At 61.2% G+C, this 15916-nt stretch carries 13 protein-coding genes; 12 read left to right on the top strand and 1 reads right to left on the bottom strand.

Annotated features, from left to right (window positions below; all coding sequences use genetic code 11):
* Positions 1-8: 8 nt before the first annotated feature.
* The 12 genes from G547_RS0107120 (at position 9) to nuoN (ending at position 14350) form a co-directional block, all read left to right on the top strand.
* Positions 9-689: a NuoB/complex I 20 kDa subunit family protein gene (locus G547_RS0107120; protein WP_027329260.1), complete on the top strand. Its 681-nt coding sequence runs from the start codon at positions 9-11 to the stop codon at positions 687-689.
* 35 nt (positions 690-724) lie between these two features.
* Positions 725-2497: an NADH-quinone oxidoreductase subunit C/D gene (gene nuoC, locus G547_RS0107115; RefSeq protein WP_027329259.1), complete on the top strand. Its 1773-nt coding sequence runs from the start codon at positions 725-727 to the stop codon at positions 2495-2497.
* Positions 2497-3006: an NADH-quinone oxidoreductase subunit NuoE gene (nuoE, locus tag G547_RS0107110; protein WP_027329258.1), complete on the top strand. Its 510-nt coding sequence runs from the start codon at positions 2497-2499 to the stop codon at positions 3004-3006. The genes nuoC and nuoE overlap by 1 nt, the downstream gene beginning before the upstream one ends.
* Entirely contained in the window at positions 3003-4352 is a 1350-nt protein-coding gene (nuoF, locus tag G547_RS0107105; protein ID WP_027329257.1) for an NADH-quinone oxidoreductase subunit NuoF, read from the top strand. Before nuoE ends, nuoF begins: the two co-directional genes overlap by 4 nt.
* Before the next feature lie 3 nt (positions 4353-4355).
* Complete coding sequence (gene nuoG, locus G547_RS0107100) at positions 4356-7094, top strand: NADH-quinone oxidoreductase subunit NuoG (protein ID WP_027329256.1); 2739 nt, start codon at positions 4356-4358, stop codon at positions 7092-7094.
* Positions 7091-8068 carry an NADH-quinone oxidoreductase subunit NuoH gene (nuoH, locus tag G547_RS0107095; protein ID WP_027329255.1) on the top strand — a complete coding sequence of 326 codons (978 nt, stop codon included), beginning with the start codon at positions 7091-7093 and terminating at the stop codon, positions 8066-8068. The genes nuoG and nuoH overlap by 4 nt, the downstream gene beginning before the upstream one ends.
* A 13-nt stretch (positions 8069-8081) precedes the next feature.
* Complete coding sequence (nuoI, locus tag G547_RS0107090) at positions 8082-8618, top strand: NADH-quinone oxidoreductase subunit NuoI (RefSeq protein ID WP_211224518.1); 537 nt, start codon at positions 8082-8084, stop codon at positions 8616-8618.
* A 21-nt stretch (positions 8619-8639) separates the two neighbouring features.
* Complete coding sequence (gene nuoJ, locus G547_RS0107085) at positions 8640-9161, top strand: NADH-quinone oxidoreductase subunit J (protein WP_027329253.1); 522 nt, start codon at positions 8640-8642, stop codon at positions 9159-9161.
* On the top strand, positions 9158-9466 hold the full coding sequence (gene nuoK, locus G547_RS0107080) for an NADH-quinone oxidoreductase subunit NuoK (RefSeq protein ID WP_027329252.1): 309 nt from the start codon (positions 9158-9160) through the stop codon (positions 9464-9466). The genes nuoJ and nuoK overlap by 4 nt, the downstream gene beginning before the upstream one ends.
* A 5-nt stretch (positions 9467-9471) precedes the next feature.
* The gene (nuoL, locus tag G547_RS0107075; protein ID WP_245573405.1) at positions 9472-11331 is read left to right on the top strand and encodes an NADH-quinone oxidoreductase subunit L; all 1860 of its coding nucleotides are present in this window, start codon (positions 9472-9474) and stop codon (positions 11329-11331) included.
* 74 nt (positions 11332-11405) lie between these two features.
* Positions 11406-12935 (top strand): NADH-quinone oxidoreductase subunit M, encoded by a 1530-nt coding sequence (nuoM, locus tag G547_RS0107070; protein WP_027329250.1) that lies wholly within the window; start codon positions 11406-11408, stop codon positions 12933-12935.
* On the top strand, positions 12935-14350 hold the full coding sequence (gene nuoN / locus G547_RS0107065; protein ID WP_027329249.1) for an NADH-quinone oxidoreductase subunit NuoN: 1416 nt from the start codon (positions 12935-12937) through the stop codon (positions 14348-14350). Before nuoM ends, nuoN begins: the two co-directional genes overlap by 1 nt.
* 176 nt (positions 14351-14526) lie before the next feature.
* On the opposite strand, the gene G547_RS0107060 is transcribed toward nuoN, so the two are convergent.
* Entirely contained in the window at positions 14527-15915 is a 1389-nt protein-coding gene (locus G547_RS0107060; RefSeq protein WP_084645747.1) for an efflux transporter outer membrane subunit, read from the bottom strand.
* Between the last annotated feature and the right edge of the window lies 1 nt (position 15916).

Below are 15916 nucleotides of genomic sequence, written 5' to 3'. Positions count from 1 at the left end.
AGATTGCTATGGCTTACACGCTAACGCGAGCAGACGGACCGCAGGCGCAAGATGGCGATGCCTATCCGCTGGGCGAACGCACTCGCGTCGACGACCCCATGCAACAACAGCTCGAACGCACGGTATTTACCGGTAAGCTGGAAGACATGCTGAATTCGTCGGTGAACTGGGGTCGCAAAAACTCCCTCTGGCCCTATAACTTCGGCCTCTCCTGTTGCTATGTGGAAATGACGACCGCCTTTACCGCACCCCACGACGTGGCCCGTTTTGGCGCCGAAGTGATCCGGGCCTCGCCCCGGCAGGCGGACTTCATGGTGATTGCCGGCACCTGCTTTATCAAAATGGCGCCAGTGATCCAGCAACTCTACGATCAGATGCTCGAACCCAAATGGGTGATCTCAATGGGATCCTGCGCCAATTCCGGTGGCATGTATGACATCTACTCGGTGGTTCAGGGCGTGGACAAATTCCTGCCCGTGGATGTTTACGTGCCAGGTTGCCCCCCGCGCCCGGAAGCATTTCTGGAAGGCCTGCAGTTGCTGCAGGACTCCATTCAGGAAGAGCGTCGGCCGCTGTCCTGGGTCGTGGGCGACCAGGGGGTTTACCGCGCCGATATGCCCTCACAACGGGAGAAAAAACGGGACAACCGAATCCAGGCCACCGAACTGCATACGCCAGACAGCCTTTAACAGACCTTAGGGGTACACACACAAGAGGGGCTTCGATGAACACAGTCACCACCGCCAACGATACCGCTACCGCCGATCTGCTCGACCTGATCGGGCGCGAACTCGGCGACGCTGCGGTGGTGACAGAACAACAAACCCTGACCGGCATGCCGGTGCTGTGGATTGCGCGCAATGAGCTGCTCAATGTCTTGAAACTGTTGCGCAGGGTTGAGCGCCCCTTTTCAATGTTGTTCGACCTTTCCGCCGTGGATGAGCGTTTGCGCAGCCACCGTCGGGGGCTGCCCGCTTCCGACTTTACGGTTTTCTATCACCTGGTATCGATTGAGCGAAACGCGGATGTCCTGCTGAAAGTCGCACTTGATGAGCAGGACCTGAAACTACCCAGTTGTGTGGACATTTTCAAAAACGGCAATTGGTACGAGCGCGAAGTCTGGGACCTGTTCGGCATCGAGTTTACCGGTCACCCGCACCTGACCCGCCTCCTGATGCCGCCCAACTGGGACGGCCACCCCCTGCGCAAGGACTACAACGCCCGCGCCACCGAGTTCGATCCCTACACGCTGACCGTCGAAGGTCAGCGCCAGGCGCAGGAGAGTTTGCAGTTCGACCCGCAAGCCTGGGGTATGGAGCGCGAACGCGACGGCGCCGAATTCATGTTCCTCAACCTCGGCCCCAATCACCCCTCCGCCCACGGCCCGTTTCGCGTCGTACTTCAGCTCGACGGCGAGGAGATTCTCGATTGCGTGCCGGATATCGGCTATCACCATCGCGGCGCGGAGAAAATGGCCGAGCGTCAGTCCTGGCACAGTTTTATTCCCTACACCGACCGGATCGATTATGTCGGTGGGGTCATGAACAACCTGCCCTACATTCTGGCGGCGGAAAAGCTCGCCGGCATCGAGGTGCCGGAGCGGGTCAAAACGGTTCGCGTGATGCTCTGCGAGCTGTTCCGAATCACCAGTCATCTGTTGTTTCTCGGTACCTACCTGCAGGACCTGGGCGCCATGTCGCCGGTGTTCTATACCTTCAGTGATCGCCAGAGAGCCTACAAAGTGATCGAGGCAATTACCGGCTTTCGCATGCATCCCGCCTGGTTCCGCATCGGCGGCCTGGCGCAGGATCTGCCGCGCGGTTGGGCACCCCTGATGCAGGAGTTCCTGAACTGGATGCCCAAGCGCCTGAAGGAGTACGACAAGGCGATGATGCAAAACGCCATCGTGCGCGAGCGCACCAAAAACATCGCGGCCTACACAACCGCCGAGGCGATCGAATGGGGCGTCACCGGGCCCAACCTGCGCGCCACCGGCTGCGATTTCGATTTGCGCAAAAAACGGCCCTACTCCGGCTATGACAATTTCGATTTCGAGATTCCACTGGGCGGCAACGGCGATGTTTTCGATCGCGGTCAGCTGCGGATTGAGGAAATGCGCCAGAGCCTGCGCATCATTCAGCAGTGCGTGAATCATATGCCCGAGGGCGACTACAAGGCTGACCACCCCCTGACCACACCGCCGCCGCGCGAGCGGATGCTTGAGCACATCGAAACCCTGATTACCCATTTCGTGCAGGTGTCTTGGGGCCCGCGGCTGCAGCCGAACGAATCGCTACAGATGGTCGAGGCCACCAAAGGGATCAACAGCTACTACCTGACCAGTGACGGCAATACCGCCAGCTACCGGACCCGAATCCGCACGCCGAGCTTTGCCCACCTGCAACAGATACCGGCGGTGATGCGCGGGGGCTTCGTGCCCGATCTGATCGCGCATCTGGGCAGTATCGACTTCGTGATGGGAGATGCGGACCGCTGATGAGTACTGAGCAGACAGTAAACACTATCGCCAGCGACCGCTTCGAGCTTGAGCGCGCCGACCGCGAGGCGATGCAGCAAGAGTGTGAGCATTTCGAGCAGCCCCAGGCAGCCTGCATCGAAGCGCTGAAGATTGTCCAACGCCGCTACGGCTGGGTACCCGACGACGCCATCCCCGCGGTGGCCGAAGCGTTGGGCTTGCCGCCGGCCAACGTCGAGGGCGTGGCGACTTTTTACAGTCTGATTTTTCGCCAGCCGGTGGGCCGGCATGTGATTCTGTTGTGTGACAGCAGTTCCTGTTTTCTGAACGATTACGACACGCTGCGGGCGGCGTTCGAAGAAAAGCTCGGCATCGGCTATGGGCAAACCACCGAAGACGGTCGTTTTACCCTGCTGCCGGTGTGCTGCCTCGGCGCCTGTGACCGGGGGCCGGCGCTGATGATCGACGACGATACCTTCGGTCCTGTGAGGCCAGAGGATATCGACGAATTACTGGAGACCTATTCGTGAATGCCACTATTGATCGCCTGCGCTACCGCAGCCAGCTGCGCCAGCCGGCCAGTGAACGGCACGAAGACAGTCATCCGTTGACATGGCGTCTGCGCGAGGACAATGAGTCTATCGACCTGGCCGAATACCAGCGAAAAAATGGATACGTCGGCACACAACGCGCGCTTACCGAACACTCGGCGAGCGAAGTGATCGATATCGTCAAAGAGGCCAATGTGCGCGGTCGCGGTGGCGCCGGTTTTCCCGCGGGCGTGAAATGGAGCCTGACGCTGCAGGGCGAAGACATTCCGCGCGGTTACCTGGTGTGTAACGCCGATGAAATGGAGCCCGGCACCTTCAAGGATCGGATGCTCCTCGAGCAACAGCCGCACCTGTTGATCGAAGGTATGATCATCGGCGCCTACGCCAACAACTCGCGCTTCGGCTACATTTTCCTGCGTGACGAATACCGGGCCGCCGCCGTCTCGATCACCCGCGCTCTGAACGAAGCGCGCGAGGCCGGTTGGTTGGGGAAAAACATTGCGGGCAGCGGTTTTGATTTCGATATCGCCCTGCACACCGGTGCCGGTCGCTACATCTGCGGCGAAGAAACCGCGCTGCTGAACTCCCTCGAAGGTCATCGCGCCAACCCGCGCGACAAGCCGCCCTTTCCCGGTCAGTCCGGTGCCTGGGGCAAACCCACCGTGGTCAACAACGTGGAAACCCTGTGCAACGTGCCGGGCGTTTTGCAACACGGCGCGGACTGGTATCAGCAGTTGTCGGGCGGACGCAGCGATGACGGCGGCACAAAATTGTACGGTGTCTCCGGTCAAGTCGAGCGTACCGGTTTGTGGGAGCTGCCCATCGGCACCACCGGTGAGGAACTGATGGCGTTGGCCGGCGGTATGCAGAGCGGCCACGAACTCAAGGCCTGGTTGCCCGGCGGGGGCTCCACCGGTTTGCTGTTGCCGGAACATCTCGAGCTGCCCCTGGATTTCGACAGTATTGGCAAGGCCGGCAGCCGCCTCGGCACCGGTCTGCTGACGGTGATTTCCAGACAACAGAGCATCGTCGCATTGCTGCGTAACCTCGAGCAGTTTTTCGCCCGCGAATCCTGCGGTTGGTGCACGCCCTGTCGCGAAGGCCTGCCCTGGACCGTGAAAGTGTTGCAGGCACTCGAACGCGGCGAAGGGGAACCCGAAGACATCGAGTTGCTGCAGCAACTGGGCAAAGGGCTGGGACCGGGGCAGACGTTTTGTGCCCATGCACCCGGGGCCTCCATGCCGCTGACCAGCGCGCTGAAATATTTTCGCGATGAATTCGAAGCCGGCGTGGCCCGGCCGCATACAGCCGTGGAGGAAGCGTAAGCGATGGCGACCATTTACGTCGACGGCGAACAGTACCAAGTCAACGGCAGCCACAATCTGCTGCAGGCCTGCCTGGAAATGGGCCTGGAAATTCCCTATTTCTGCTGGCACCCGGCCATGGGTAGCGTCGGCGCCTGCCGCCAGTGCGCGGTCAAACAGTACAAGGACGAAGACGACGACAAAGGCATGCTGGTCATGTCCTGCATGAGCCCGGCAAAAGACGGCACCCGGATTTCCATCGCCGATGACGAGGCCGAGGAGTTTCGTCAGAGCGTGATCGAGTGGATGATGATCAGCCACCCGCACGACTGCCCGGTGTGCGAAGAAGGCGGGCACTGCCATCTGCAGGATATGACGGTGATGACCGGCCACGATCGTCGGCGCTACCGCTTCAACAAACGCACCCATCGCAACCAGGATCTCGGTCCCTTCATTGGGCATGAAATGAATCGGTGCATCACCTGTTACCGCTGCGTGCGTTTCTATCGCGACTACGCGGGCGGCGATGACCTGGGCGCATTCGGGGCCAACGACAATATCTACTTCGGTCGCTATCAGGACGGCACTCTGGAGAGTGAATTCTCCGGCAACCTGACCGAAGTCTGCCCCACCGGTGTCTTCACCGACCGCACTCACAGCGAACGCTATACGCGCAAATGGGACATGCAGTTCGGGCCCAGCGTCTGTCACCAGTGTTCGGTGGGCTGCAATATCAGCGCGGGTGAGCGTTACGGCGACGTTCGCCGAATCGAAAACCGGTACCACGGCGAGGTCAATCGCTACTTTCTGTGTGACCGGGGCCGTTTTGGCTACGGCTACGTCAATCGCGACGATCGACCACTGCGCCCGGAAGGCTCGGATGGCGGCGGTACACGGCGCGAACTCGACGTCGATGAAGCGCTCGATCGGGCCGGCGAGCTGTTGCGCCATGCCAATGGCATCGTCGGCATCGGCTCGCCGCGTGCGAGTCTGGAAAGTAACCATCAGCTCAAACAACTGGTGGGCGACGACAATTTCAGTACCGGGCTGGTGGGCAACGAACAGGCCTGTGTCGAGAGAATGCGCTCGTTGAATGAAAGCGGCGGGCTGCCGACGCCGAGCCTGCGCGATATTGAGCGGCACGATGCGGTTCTGGTGCTGGGGGAAGATCCAATCCAGAGCGCCGCGCGGCTGGGCTTGTCAATCCGCCAAGCGGTGCTGGGTCGGCGCGAAGAGCTGGCCGAGGAGCGCGGCATTCCGCTGTGGAACGCCGAGGCCATTAAAACGTTGGCTCAGGATAAGCGCTATCCATTGTTTACTGCCTACCCTCAGGCCACCGGTCTCGATGGTATTGCCGAACAGCACTGGAATCTGGCGCCGGCGGACATCGCCCGGCTGGGATTCGCGGTTGCGCATGAAATTGATCCGAACGCGCCCGCCGTGACCGAGCTGGATGTCAGTACCCGTGAATCCGCCAAACTGATTGCGGAAAAACTGCTGGCCGCTGACAGACCCTTACTGGTCAGCGGCGGTTCTCTGGGGTCGGTGGCGATCATCGAAGCGTGCGGCAACATCGCCCGCGCGCTCGCCAAGTGCGGTAAACAAGACGCCGGCCTCAGTCTGATTCGGCGCGAAGCCAACAGCACCGGAGTGGAAATGCTCGGCGGCCAACCCTTGGAATGGGCCCTGGATCGAGTCATTGCTGGTGAAGCCGACACCCTGGTGATAGTGGAGAATGACTTATACCAGCGCCTGGCCACCGAGACCCTGGACGCTGTTTTTGCCAAAGCCCCCAAACTGATCGTGCTTGATCACCAGCGCACCGCCACTCTGGAGCGCGCCGATCTGGCGCTGAGCAGCGCCAGCTTTGCCGAGGCCGACGGTACCCTGGTGAGCATGGAAGGTCGGGGCCAACGCTTTTTCCAGGTCTACGAACCGCGTCATATGCGCCCGGAAACGCGACTGCACGAAAGCTGGCGCTGGCTGCATGCGCTGGCCGCCGAGCGCGACAGCGAGCCGGTGTCCGACATCACCCTGGACGCCGTGGTGCGGGACTGCGCTGAACGCAACGCGACCCTCGAGGGGATTGTCGATGCCGCCCCCGATGCCGACTTTCGGATCAGCGGCCAGAAACTCGCGCGCTCCCCCCACCGCTACAGTGGCCGCACCGCCATGCGTGCCCACCTCGATGTCAGCGAACCGGCACCGACCCGAGACCCCGACAGTGCGCTGGCCTTTTCGATGGAAGGTTATAGCGGCTTCGACCGCCCCCGGCCGGTGGTACCTTTCGCCTGGGCACCCGGCTTCAATTCCCCCGAGGCCTGGAACAAATTTATGGATGAGATCGGTGGCCACCTGCGCGCGGGCGATCCGGGAGTGCGACTGTTTGAATTGGCAAACGAAACCTCGAATTACAGCGCGGCGATCCCCGACGCTTTCGTGCGGGGCGATGACTGGCAGCTAACGGTACTGCCGCGTCTGTTCGGCGGAGAGGAAACCTCCTCCCGCGCCGCACCCATTATCGAGCGCAGCGCACCGGCGCACATCGCCGTTGCCAGAGCCGACGCCGAACGACTTGGCCTTGGCAACGGTCACTGGTTGTCGCTTACCGGCCAGTTCCAGGCACTGACCCTGCCGGCGACTATCGACGACCACCTGCCCGAAGGCATGGTCTCGGTGCCCGCCGGAGTCGACCCGGCACTGATCAACGGCGCCCGGGTCAGCCTGAGCCGCATCCAACTGGATGAGGAGGTCTCGTCATGAGTTGGTGGACACCGGAGCTGGCGGCAATCGTGTTCTCCGTGCTACAGGCGCTGGTAATTCTGCTCGCGGTGGTGTTGCTGGGTGCGGTGATGACGGTCGTCGAACGTCGGCTGCTCGGCGCGTGGCAGGACCGCTACGGCCCCAACCGGGTTGGGCCGTTCGGCTCGCTGCAACTGGTCGCGGATATGATCAAGATTTTTTTCAAGGAAGACTGGGTACCACCTTTCGCCGACAAACGCCTGTTCGTGCTCGCCCCCGGTATCGCCATGGCGACATTGTTGCTGTCGTTCATGATCATTCCCATCACCCCCGGCTGGGGTGTGGCCGATTTGAACATTGGCATCCTGTTTTTTCTCGCCATGGCCGGCATCAACGTTTACGCGGTGCTCTTCGGTGGTTGGGCCAGCGCCAGCAAGTATGCCCTGATCGGCGCGCTGCGGGTGTCGGCGCAGACCCTCAGCTACGAAGTCTTTATGGGCCTGTCACTGATGGGCGTAGTGGCCCTGACCGGCTCATTCAATCTGCGCGATATCGTCCAGGCCCAGGAAGGACTCTGGTTCGTGGTGCCACAGTTCTTTGGCTTTGTGACCTTCATGATTGCCGGCATCGCCGTCACCCACCGGCACCCGTTTGACCAGCCGGAAGCCGAACAGGAGCTGGCCGACGGTTACCACATCGAATACTCAAGCATGAAATTCGGCATGTTTTTTATCGGCGAGTACGTCGGCATGGTGCTGATCTCGGCGCTGATCACGACCTTGTTTTTCGGCGGCTGGCAGGGGCCGCTGCTGCCGCCGTTCCTCTGGTTCGCGCTCAAGACCGCTTTCTTTCTGATGCTGTTCGTCTTGCTGCGCGCCGCCCTGCCCCGCCCGCGCTACGATCGGGTGATGCAGTTCGGCTGGAAAGTCTGTTTGCCCATTACATTACTCAACCTGCTGGTGACCGGTGCCGTGATTCTGGCCCGGGCGAGTTAACAAGGTAAGGATGATGAAACGCTATTTGTTCTACAGCTATTCGGTACTGCGCACCCTATGGATGGTCTTTCGGCACATGTTCCGCAAACGCGAAACCCTGCAGTACCCGGATGAAAAAGTCGATCTCCCGCCGCGCTATCGCGGCCGCATTGTCTTGACCCGCGACCCCGACGGTGAAGAGCGCTGCGTGGCCTGCAACCTGTGCGCGGTGGCCTGCCCGGTGGACTGTATCGCGCTGCAGAAAGGCGAGCAGGAAGATGGTCGCTGGTACCCGGAATTTTTCCAGATCAATTTTTCCCGCTGCATATACTGCGGCATGTGCGAAGAGGCCTGCCCCACCTCCGCGATCCAGCTCACACCGGACTTTGAGATGAGCGAGTATAAGCGTCAGGAACTGGTGTACGAAAAAGAGGACCTGCTGATCAACGGACCGGGCAAGGATCACGACTACCATTTCTACAAGGTGGCCGGCATGGCCATCGGCGGTAAAGACAAAGGCAAGGCGAAAAATGAAGACGAACCCGAAAGTGTGAAAACGCTGTTGCCGTAAACCTGAGGTGAATGACGCACTATGGAACTGGCATTCTACGCAAGCGCTCTGGTTGCCCTCTTGGCGAGCCTGGGCGTGGTGACCGGCACCAACCCGGTACACGCGCTTTTATATCTGATTGTCTCGCTGATTTCGGTGGCACTCACCTTCTTTGCTTTGGGCGCCCCGTTCGCCGGCGCGCTACAGGTGATTGTCTACGCCGGTGCGATCATGGTGTTGTTTGTGTTTGTGGTGATGATGCTCAACCTCGGAAGCGATGCCAGCGCCCAAGAGCGTGCCTGGCTCAAGCCCCGCACCTGGGTCGGCCCTTCAATACTGGCGGGCCTGCTATTGCTGGCGCTACTTGGGACACTGCTGCGTGGGGACGTTGCCCGAGTCATTGGTGGGACAAGTATTGACGCCCAAGCGGTGGGCGGATTGTTGTTCGGCCCCTGGCTTCTGGTGGTGGAACTGGCGGCGATGCTGTTGCTGGCGGCGTTGGTCACCGCCTCACATCTGGGGCGTGACGCCGAACCGGACCGGGCCTCGGGAGGTGAATCGTGAGTGGCATTCCCATGGAACATGGCCTGATGGTGGCCTCCGCCCTTTTCGCCATCGGCCTTGCCGGACTCATGGTCCGGCGCAATCTGATGTTTGTGTTGATGAGCCTGGAGATCATGCTCAACGCCGCTGGTTTGGCCTTCATCGTCGCCAGTACCGCCTGGGCCGAACCCCACGGCCAGGTGATGTACCTGATGGTGATCACCCTGGCGGCCGCCGAAGCCAGTGTCGGACTCGCGCTGGTATTGCAGATATATCGCCATTTCCGATCTCTGGATGTGGATGCCGTTAGCCAACTGCGTGGATGATGGAGATGACTGTGTCGTTGCTACCACTGACGTTTCTGCTACCGCTCGCCGGCACCCTGTTGCTGGCATTCAGTGCCGGGCGTCTGGGCGAGCGCGGCGCGGTCTGGATCGGCACCGGCAGTGTCGGTTTAGCGGCCCTGGTGACCGCTCTGGTCGGCGCCGATTTTGCCCTCGGTAACGCCGGGCCACAAACGCTGACGCTCTATACCTGGATCGCCGTGGGCGAGTTCGCCCCCAGCATCGGGCTTCGGCTTGATGCCCTCTCTCTGACCATGCTCTCGGTGATCACCGGCGTGGGATTTCTGATTCATTGGTTTGCCGGCTGGTACATGCGCGGCGAGGAAGGAATCACCCGCTTCTATGCTTACATGAATCTGTTCGTGTTCAGCATGATACTACTGGTGCTGGGCGACAACCTCTTGCTGCTGTTTCTGGGCTGGGAAGGCGTGGGCCTGTGCAGTTATCTGCTGATTGGCTACTACTATCAAAACGCCGCCAATGGCGCCGCAGCAATGAAAGCGTTTATCGTCACCCGCATTGGCGATGTATTTCTCGCCGTGGGCCTGTTCCTGCTGTTCACGCAGTTTGGCACGCTGGATATCGCCGAGCTGGTGACGCGCGCGACCCAAGCCTGGAGCGCCGGGGAACCACTCGCCCAGTTGGCGGCGCTGTTGATTCTGGGTGGGGCGCTGGGCAAGTCCGCGCAACTGCCTCTACACACCTGGCTCGCCGATGCCATGGCGGGCCCCACGCCAGTCTCGGCACTGATTCACGCGGCCACTATGGTCACCGCCGGGGTCTATTTGATCGCGCGAATGCACGGCATTTTTGAACTGGCACCGGCGGTACTTTATCTGGTGGGCATGATCGGCGCCGTCACGTTGCTGATGGCCGGCTTTGCCGCGCTGGCGCAAACCGACATCAAACGGGTGCTGGCCTATTCCACCATGAGCCAGATCGGCTATATGTTTCTGGCGTTGGGCGTCGGCGCCTATAGCGCAGGGGTTTTTCATCTGGTCACTCACGCGTTTTTCAAAGCTCTGCTGTTTCTCGCCGCCGGGGCGGTGATTGTCTGCTGCCGCCACGAGCAGGATATTCGTCGCCTGGGGGGGCTGCGTCGCCGGCTGCCGTTGGCCTACCTTTCGTTTGTGGTGGGCGGTGCGGCGCTCGCCGCCCTGCCCCTGGTAACGGCCGGTTTCTATTCCAAGGATGAGATTCTCTGGCAGGCCCTCGCCGCCGAGCAGCAAGGCCTGCTGATCGCGGGTTTGCTGGGCAGTCTGCTCACGGGCCTTTACACACTTCGCCTGATCGTTGGCATCTTCCATGGCGAGCCGAAGAGCAAGGCAGCGGAAAACGCCCAGCCAGGTCGAGGGCCACAACACAGTGTGCCACTGCTGGTATTGGCGGTGCTGTCGACGTTACTCGGTGCCTGGCTTCGGCCGGACCTGAGTGCCGTATTCCCGGCGGCTCCCGGAGCCGATGCGCACGCCGGTCACACCGCTGTGCAACTGATCGCTTCGGCGACCGCGATCATCGGAATTTTACTGGGTGCCTGGCTGTTTTTGACCCAGGGGCCCAAGCTGGCGCGGCTGGCGGCCGAGGGCGCAGGCGCATTTTTTTGGCGCTGGTGGCACCGGGCCTTCGGCTTCGACGGACTCTACGATCGCGTACTGGTTCGGCCTTTTCTGGGGTTGGTACAGAGCCTGAGGCGCGACTGGCTCGACGCCTTCTGTGGTTTGGCGGGGCAACTGGCGTTGGTACTGCACGCCGGTTTGAGTCGCAGCCAGAACGGACAATTGCGGCACTACGCCATCGCTACGGTGGTGGGCGCGACCCTGATGGTGGTCATACTGGCCCGCGCTTGATTTCAGGACTGAGGGTTCATGAATAGACACATTGCTACGCACAACAACGCGAACAGACGGGAGGTCAAGCGCTCATGATTCTCGCCGGCCTGATTCTGATTCCGTTTCTCGGCGGCCTGCTCTGTTGGCAGGGTGACCGCTGGGGCGAAGCGCCGCGCTGGATTGCGCTCGCGACCATGGTGGCGGTGTTGGTCACTGCGCTCGCGCTTTGGGCCGGCGCCGATTTCCGGCTTGCGGATCCGGGGGCGGCCGCCTGGCTACGGGAGCTGCGCCTGCCGTGGATTCCCCGATTCGGCATTGAGTTACATCTGGCGCTGGACGGCCTGTCGTTGGTGCTGATTGCGCTCACCGGTTTTCTCGGCATTCTCGCCGTGCTCTGCTCCTGGAAAGAAGTGCAGGAAGGTATCGGATTTTTCCATTTGAACCTGCTGTTTGTACTCGGGGGCGTGGTGGGCGTATTTCTCGCCGTGGACCTGTTCCTGTTCTTCGTGTTTTGGGAAATGATGCTGGTGCCGATGTATTTCCTGATCGCGCTCTGGGGTCACAGCGAGCCCGGTGGCAAAACCAGCACCTACGCGGCCGTGAAGTTTTTCATCTACACCCAGGCCAGTGGTCTGCTGATGCTGGCGGCGATCCTGGCCCTGGTGTTCGCGCATCAGGCCGAAACCGGTGAACTGACTTTCAGCTATGAGGCCCTGCTGGCAACGACGTTGTCGAACGAGCTGGCGCTGTTGTTGATGCTGGGCTTTTTTATCGCCTTCGCGGTCAAGCTGCCGGTGGTTCCCCTCCACGGCTGGCTGCCGGATGCCCACGCTCAGGCGCCCACCGCCGGTAGTGTCGACCTGGCCGGGATTCTGTTGAAGACGGGGGCCTATGGCCTACTGCGCTTCGCCCTGCCCCTGTTTCCCGAGGCGTCAGCGCAGTTCGCACCGGTGGCGATGGGCCTGGGCGTGTTCGGTATTTTCTACGGCGCGCTGCTCGCCTGCGGCCAGAAAGACATCAAACGTTTGATTGCCTACACCAGTATTTCCCACATGGGTTTTGTGTTGATCGGCATCTACTCCGGTTCAACCCTGGCCCTACAAGGCGCACTGGTTTTGATGGTGGCTCACGGTCTTTCCGCAGCGGGGTTGTTTGTTCTCAGCGGTCAGCTGTACGAGCGTTTACACACCCGCGATATGACCCGTATGGGCGGCCTTTGGGGCCGGCTTGGCAGCCTGCCGGGCTTTTCCCTGGGCTTTGCGGTCGCCGCCGTGGGCATGCCCGGCACCGCCAACTTTGTGGGGGAGTTCATGGTGCTGTTCGGCACCTTTCCGGCCGCGCCCTGGATCGTGGTGCTCGCCAGTGGCGGCCTGATCCTGTCCGCCGTCTACGCGCTGACATTGATGCAGAAAGTGTATTTCGGTCCCGCGCAAAAATCCTCTCCACTGCCGGGCCTGGACGTGCGTGAGTACTCGATGATGCTGGGCACCTTCGCCCTGGTGCTATTGTTCGGCCTGTATCCGCAACCCCTGCTGGATACCACCGGCGCGGTGATGAGCAACGTGCAGCGCCTGTTCGAGGTGCCGGCTGTCAGTTCCACGTTTAACCTGGGAGGGAAATGATGCCGGCACCCTTACCTCTACTGTCTCTCGGGCCGTTTGCTCTGGTCTGTGCCGCCGCGGTGACCGTATTGCTGGGTATCGCCTGGCAGCGGATGCACACGGTGTCGGCCCTGGTGACTATTGTCGGTTTGCTCGGTGCACTGGTGTTGCAATTAGCGTTGCAAACACCCGACAGCGCGGAAACGCCGCTACTGGTGTTTGACGGACTCAGCCACTTTGCCGCACTGATGGTTCTCGGCTCGTCGCTGGTGGTGGCACTGCTCAGCCACACTTACCTGCGCGGTTATACCGGACCGAGGGAAGAGTTTTATCTGCTGTTGTTGTGCGCCGCCGCCGGGGCGCTGATTCTGGTGGCGAGTCAGCATCTGGCGAGTCTGTTCTTCGGGCTTGAGCTGCTGTCGATGCCGCTCTACGGCATGCTCGCCTATCGTTTCCAGTCCTCTCATTCGCTTGAGGCCGGCCTCAAGTACCTGATTCTTTCCGCGGCCGGCAGTGCCTTTTTACTGTTCGGTATGGCCCTGCTGTACGCCCAGACCGGGGCGCTGGATTTTACAGGCCTGGCATCGGAGATGGGACCCTGGGCGCTCGCCGGAACGGGGCTGATGCTGGTGGGGTTGGGTTTCAAACTCTCAATCGTACCCTTTCACCTCTGGACTCCGGATGTGTACCAGGGCGGGCCGGTGCCGGCGACCATGTTGCTGGCGAGCATCAGCAAGCTGGCGGTATTCGTGGTGTTGTTGCGGCTGGTCTTGGAAGTTCCGACGTTTCGGGACGAGGCGCTCTCGGCCCTGCTCGCCGGGTTGGCGATACTGACGATGATTGTGGGTAATCTGCTGGCCCTGCGGCAGTCGGATTTGAAACGTCTGTTGGGCTATTCCTCGATCGCCCATTTCGGCTATCTTCTGGTCGCACTGGTGATCGGCAGTCGCTTTGCGGTGGAAACCGCAGGCGTTTACCTCATCACCTATCTGGTGGCGACGCTCACCGCTTTCGGTGTGGTGACCCTGCTCTCCAGCCCCTGCCGCACGGAGGAAGCGTCCAACCTCGAACACTATCGCGGCCTTTTCTGGCGCCGGCCCTGGTTGGCCGCAGCACTCACCGTGGCCATGTTGTCGCTGGCGGGCATTCCCTTTACCGCCGGTTTTATCGGCAAATTCTACATTCTGGCACTCGCCGTCGACGCCCAACGCTGGTGGCTGGTGGCGGCCGTCATTGCCGGCAGTGCCATCGGTCTTTATTACTACCTGCGGGTGATGGTGGCGCTCTTTCTGCGCGAGGCGGCCGACGCCAGTCGCGCCGGCCGCGGAGGGCATTGGCTGAACGACACCATCGTACTGGTGCTGGCGCTATTGGTGATTGTGCTCGGCGTCTGGCCGGCACCGGCAGTGGACTGGCTGGCCGGCTTGAATTATTAGCGCGAGACATTCCGGTTTTCGGGACTTGTTTGGGCATGGCAGGCGGGAGCCGAGACAGACGATACCTTTCCGGGACCGTCTGTCGCAGGGATAGCGACAGTCGAGACTACATGGATGGTTTAACGGCGTGTCCCGGAAAGGTATCGTCTGCCTCGGCGGTTTAGCAGGCACCACGCTTAGCCACCAATCGACTGATAGAGTGTCACGGCGGCGCTTAAGCGGTTCAGTCGGCGTTGGATCAATTGATCCCGCGCCTGAAACAGGCTGCGTTGGGCGTCGATCAAGGTCAGCAGATCGTCACTGCCTTCCCGATAGCGCACCTCGGTCAATCTCAGGGTGCGCTCGGCCTGTTCCAGAATCGCCCGATCGCTCACGGCCTGTTGGCGCTGCAGCGCGACTTGGCCCAGGGCATCATCGGTTTCCTGCAGGGCGGTGAGCAATGTCTGTCGGTATTGCGCGAGCAATTCGAGTCGACGTGCTTCGGTCACGTTCGTTTGCGCCCGGGTGCGACCGCCGTCAAACAACAACTGACTCAGCGACAGTGCAACATTGCGCCCTTCCTCTGCGTTACTCAGGGAAAACAGGCCATCGGTGGCGAGGCTGATACCGGCGCTCAAACTGAACTCCGGCAAGAATGCACGCCGCGCCGCCGCCACATTCGCATCGGCCGCTTGCAGGCGAGCCTCCGCCGCGCCAATGTCGGGCCGTTGGTACAGTGCCTGCGCCGGTGTGCCCGGGGCGAGCTCGGGAATGGCAATGGCCTGAAAGGCGGTTTCGGAAAGCGACAAACGCTGAGGCCACTCCCCCAATAACACCGCCACGGCCCGGCGAGTTTGCTCCGCCTGAAACTGCAGTGGTGGCAGCTGCGCTTTTTGAGACAACAGACTGGTGCGCTGGCGGGCCACATCGGCGGCGCTGGCGGCGCCATTTTGATAGCGGACGTTCACCACCCGCATGACCTCTTCGCTCAGCGCGATATTTTCCCGTGCAATTTCCACTCGAGCCAAGAGGGCCTGGTATTCAAACCAGGCGTTGGCCACCGCGCCGGTGAGGCTCAAGCGCGCCGCCCGATAATCAAACTCACTGGCCGCAAAACTGGCCCGCGCCGCCGTCCGCTCAGCCGCGACGCGACCCCACAGATCCAACTCGTAACTGAGCCCAACATTGGCCGAGGTGGATTCGGATTCCTGCCAATTACCGTTCTCATTCTCACTGCGCCCGCTGCGGGTACTGGCGCCCAATGTCAGCGAAGGAAACACCGTTGCACCGGCGCTGCGCAGTTGCCACTGGGCCTGGCGCAGCCGCTGTTCCGCCTCCTCAAGATCGGGGCTCTGTGCCAGGGCAAGCGTCAACAGCCCATTGAGTTCGGGAGACTCGAAGCGCTGCCACCATTTATCGACGTCCATCGAGTGCGGCTCATCTGCCACAACGCTGTTCCAGGTCAACGCCGAATCCAATTCGGGTCGGTCAATCGGTTCCACTCGCGCGCATCCCGCCGCGAGCAGCAGCATGCCCAGCGCACAGCGGTTGAACATTCCGGCGCTGACCATTCGGGGACTTTTCATA

This window comes from Marinimicrobium agarilyticum DSM 16975 (genome assembly GCF_000423345.1).
Lineage (GTDB): Bacteria > Pseudomonadota > Gammaproteobacteria > Pseudomonadales > Cellvibrionaceae > Marinimicrobium > Marinimicrobium agarilyticum.
This window is presented reverse-complemented; position numbering and strand designations above follow the sequence as displayed.

Excerpts from the sequence above, each read along its gene's own strand:
- G547_RS0107120 (WP_027329260.1), top strand. The coding sequence starts at position 9 with ATGGCTTACACGCTAACGCGAGCAGACGGACCGCAGGCGCAAGATGGC.
- nuoC (WP_027329259.1), top strand. The coding sequence starts at position 725 with ATGAACACAGTCACCACCGCCAACGATACCGCTACCGCCGATCTGCTC.
- nuoE (WP_027329258.1), top strand. The coding sequence starts at position 2,497 with ATGAGTACTGAGCAGACAGTAAACACTATCGCCAGCGACCGCTTCGAG.
- nuoG (WP_027329256.1), top strand. The coding sequence starts at position 4,356 with ATGGCGACCATTTACGTCGACGGCGAACAGTACCAAGTCAACGGCAGC.
- nuoH (WP_027329255.1), top strand. The coding sequence starts at position 7,091 with ATGAGTTGGTGGACACCGGAGCTGGCGGCAATCGTGTTCTCCGTGCTA.
- nuoI (WP_211224518.1), top strand. The coding sequence starts at position 8,082 with ATGAAACGCTATTTGTTCTACAGCTATTCGGTACTGCGCACCCTATGG.
- nuoJ (WP_027329253.1), top strand. The coding sequence starts at position 8,640 with ATGGAACTGGCATTCTACGCAAGCGCTCTGGTTGCCCTCTTGGCGAGC.
- nuoL (WP_245573405.1), top strand. The coding sequence starts at position 9,472 with ATGACTGTGTCGTTGCTACCACTGACGTTTCTGCTACCGCTCGCCGGC.
- nuoM (WP_027329250.1), top strand. The coding sequence starts at position 11,406 with ATGATTCTCGCCGGCCTGATTCTGATTCCGTTTCTCGGCGGCCTGCTC.
- nuoN (WP_027329249.1), top strand. The coding sequence starts at position 12,935 with ATGCCGGCACCCTTACCTCTACTGTCTCTCGGGCCGTTTGCTCTGGTC.
- G547_RS0107060 (WP_084645747.1), bottom strand. The coding sequence starts at position 15,915 with ATGAAAAGTCCCCGAATGGTCAGCGCCGGAATGTTCAACCGCTGTGCG.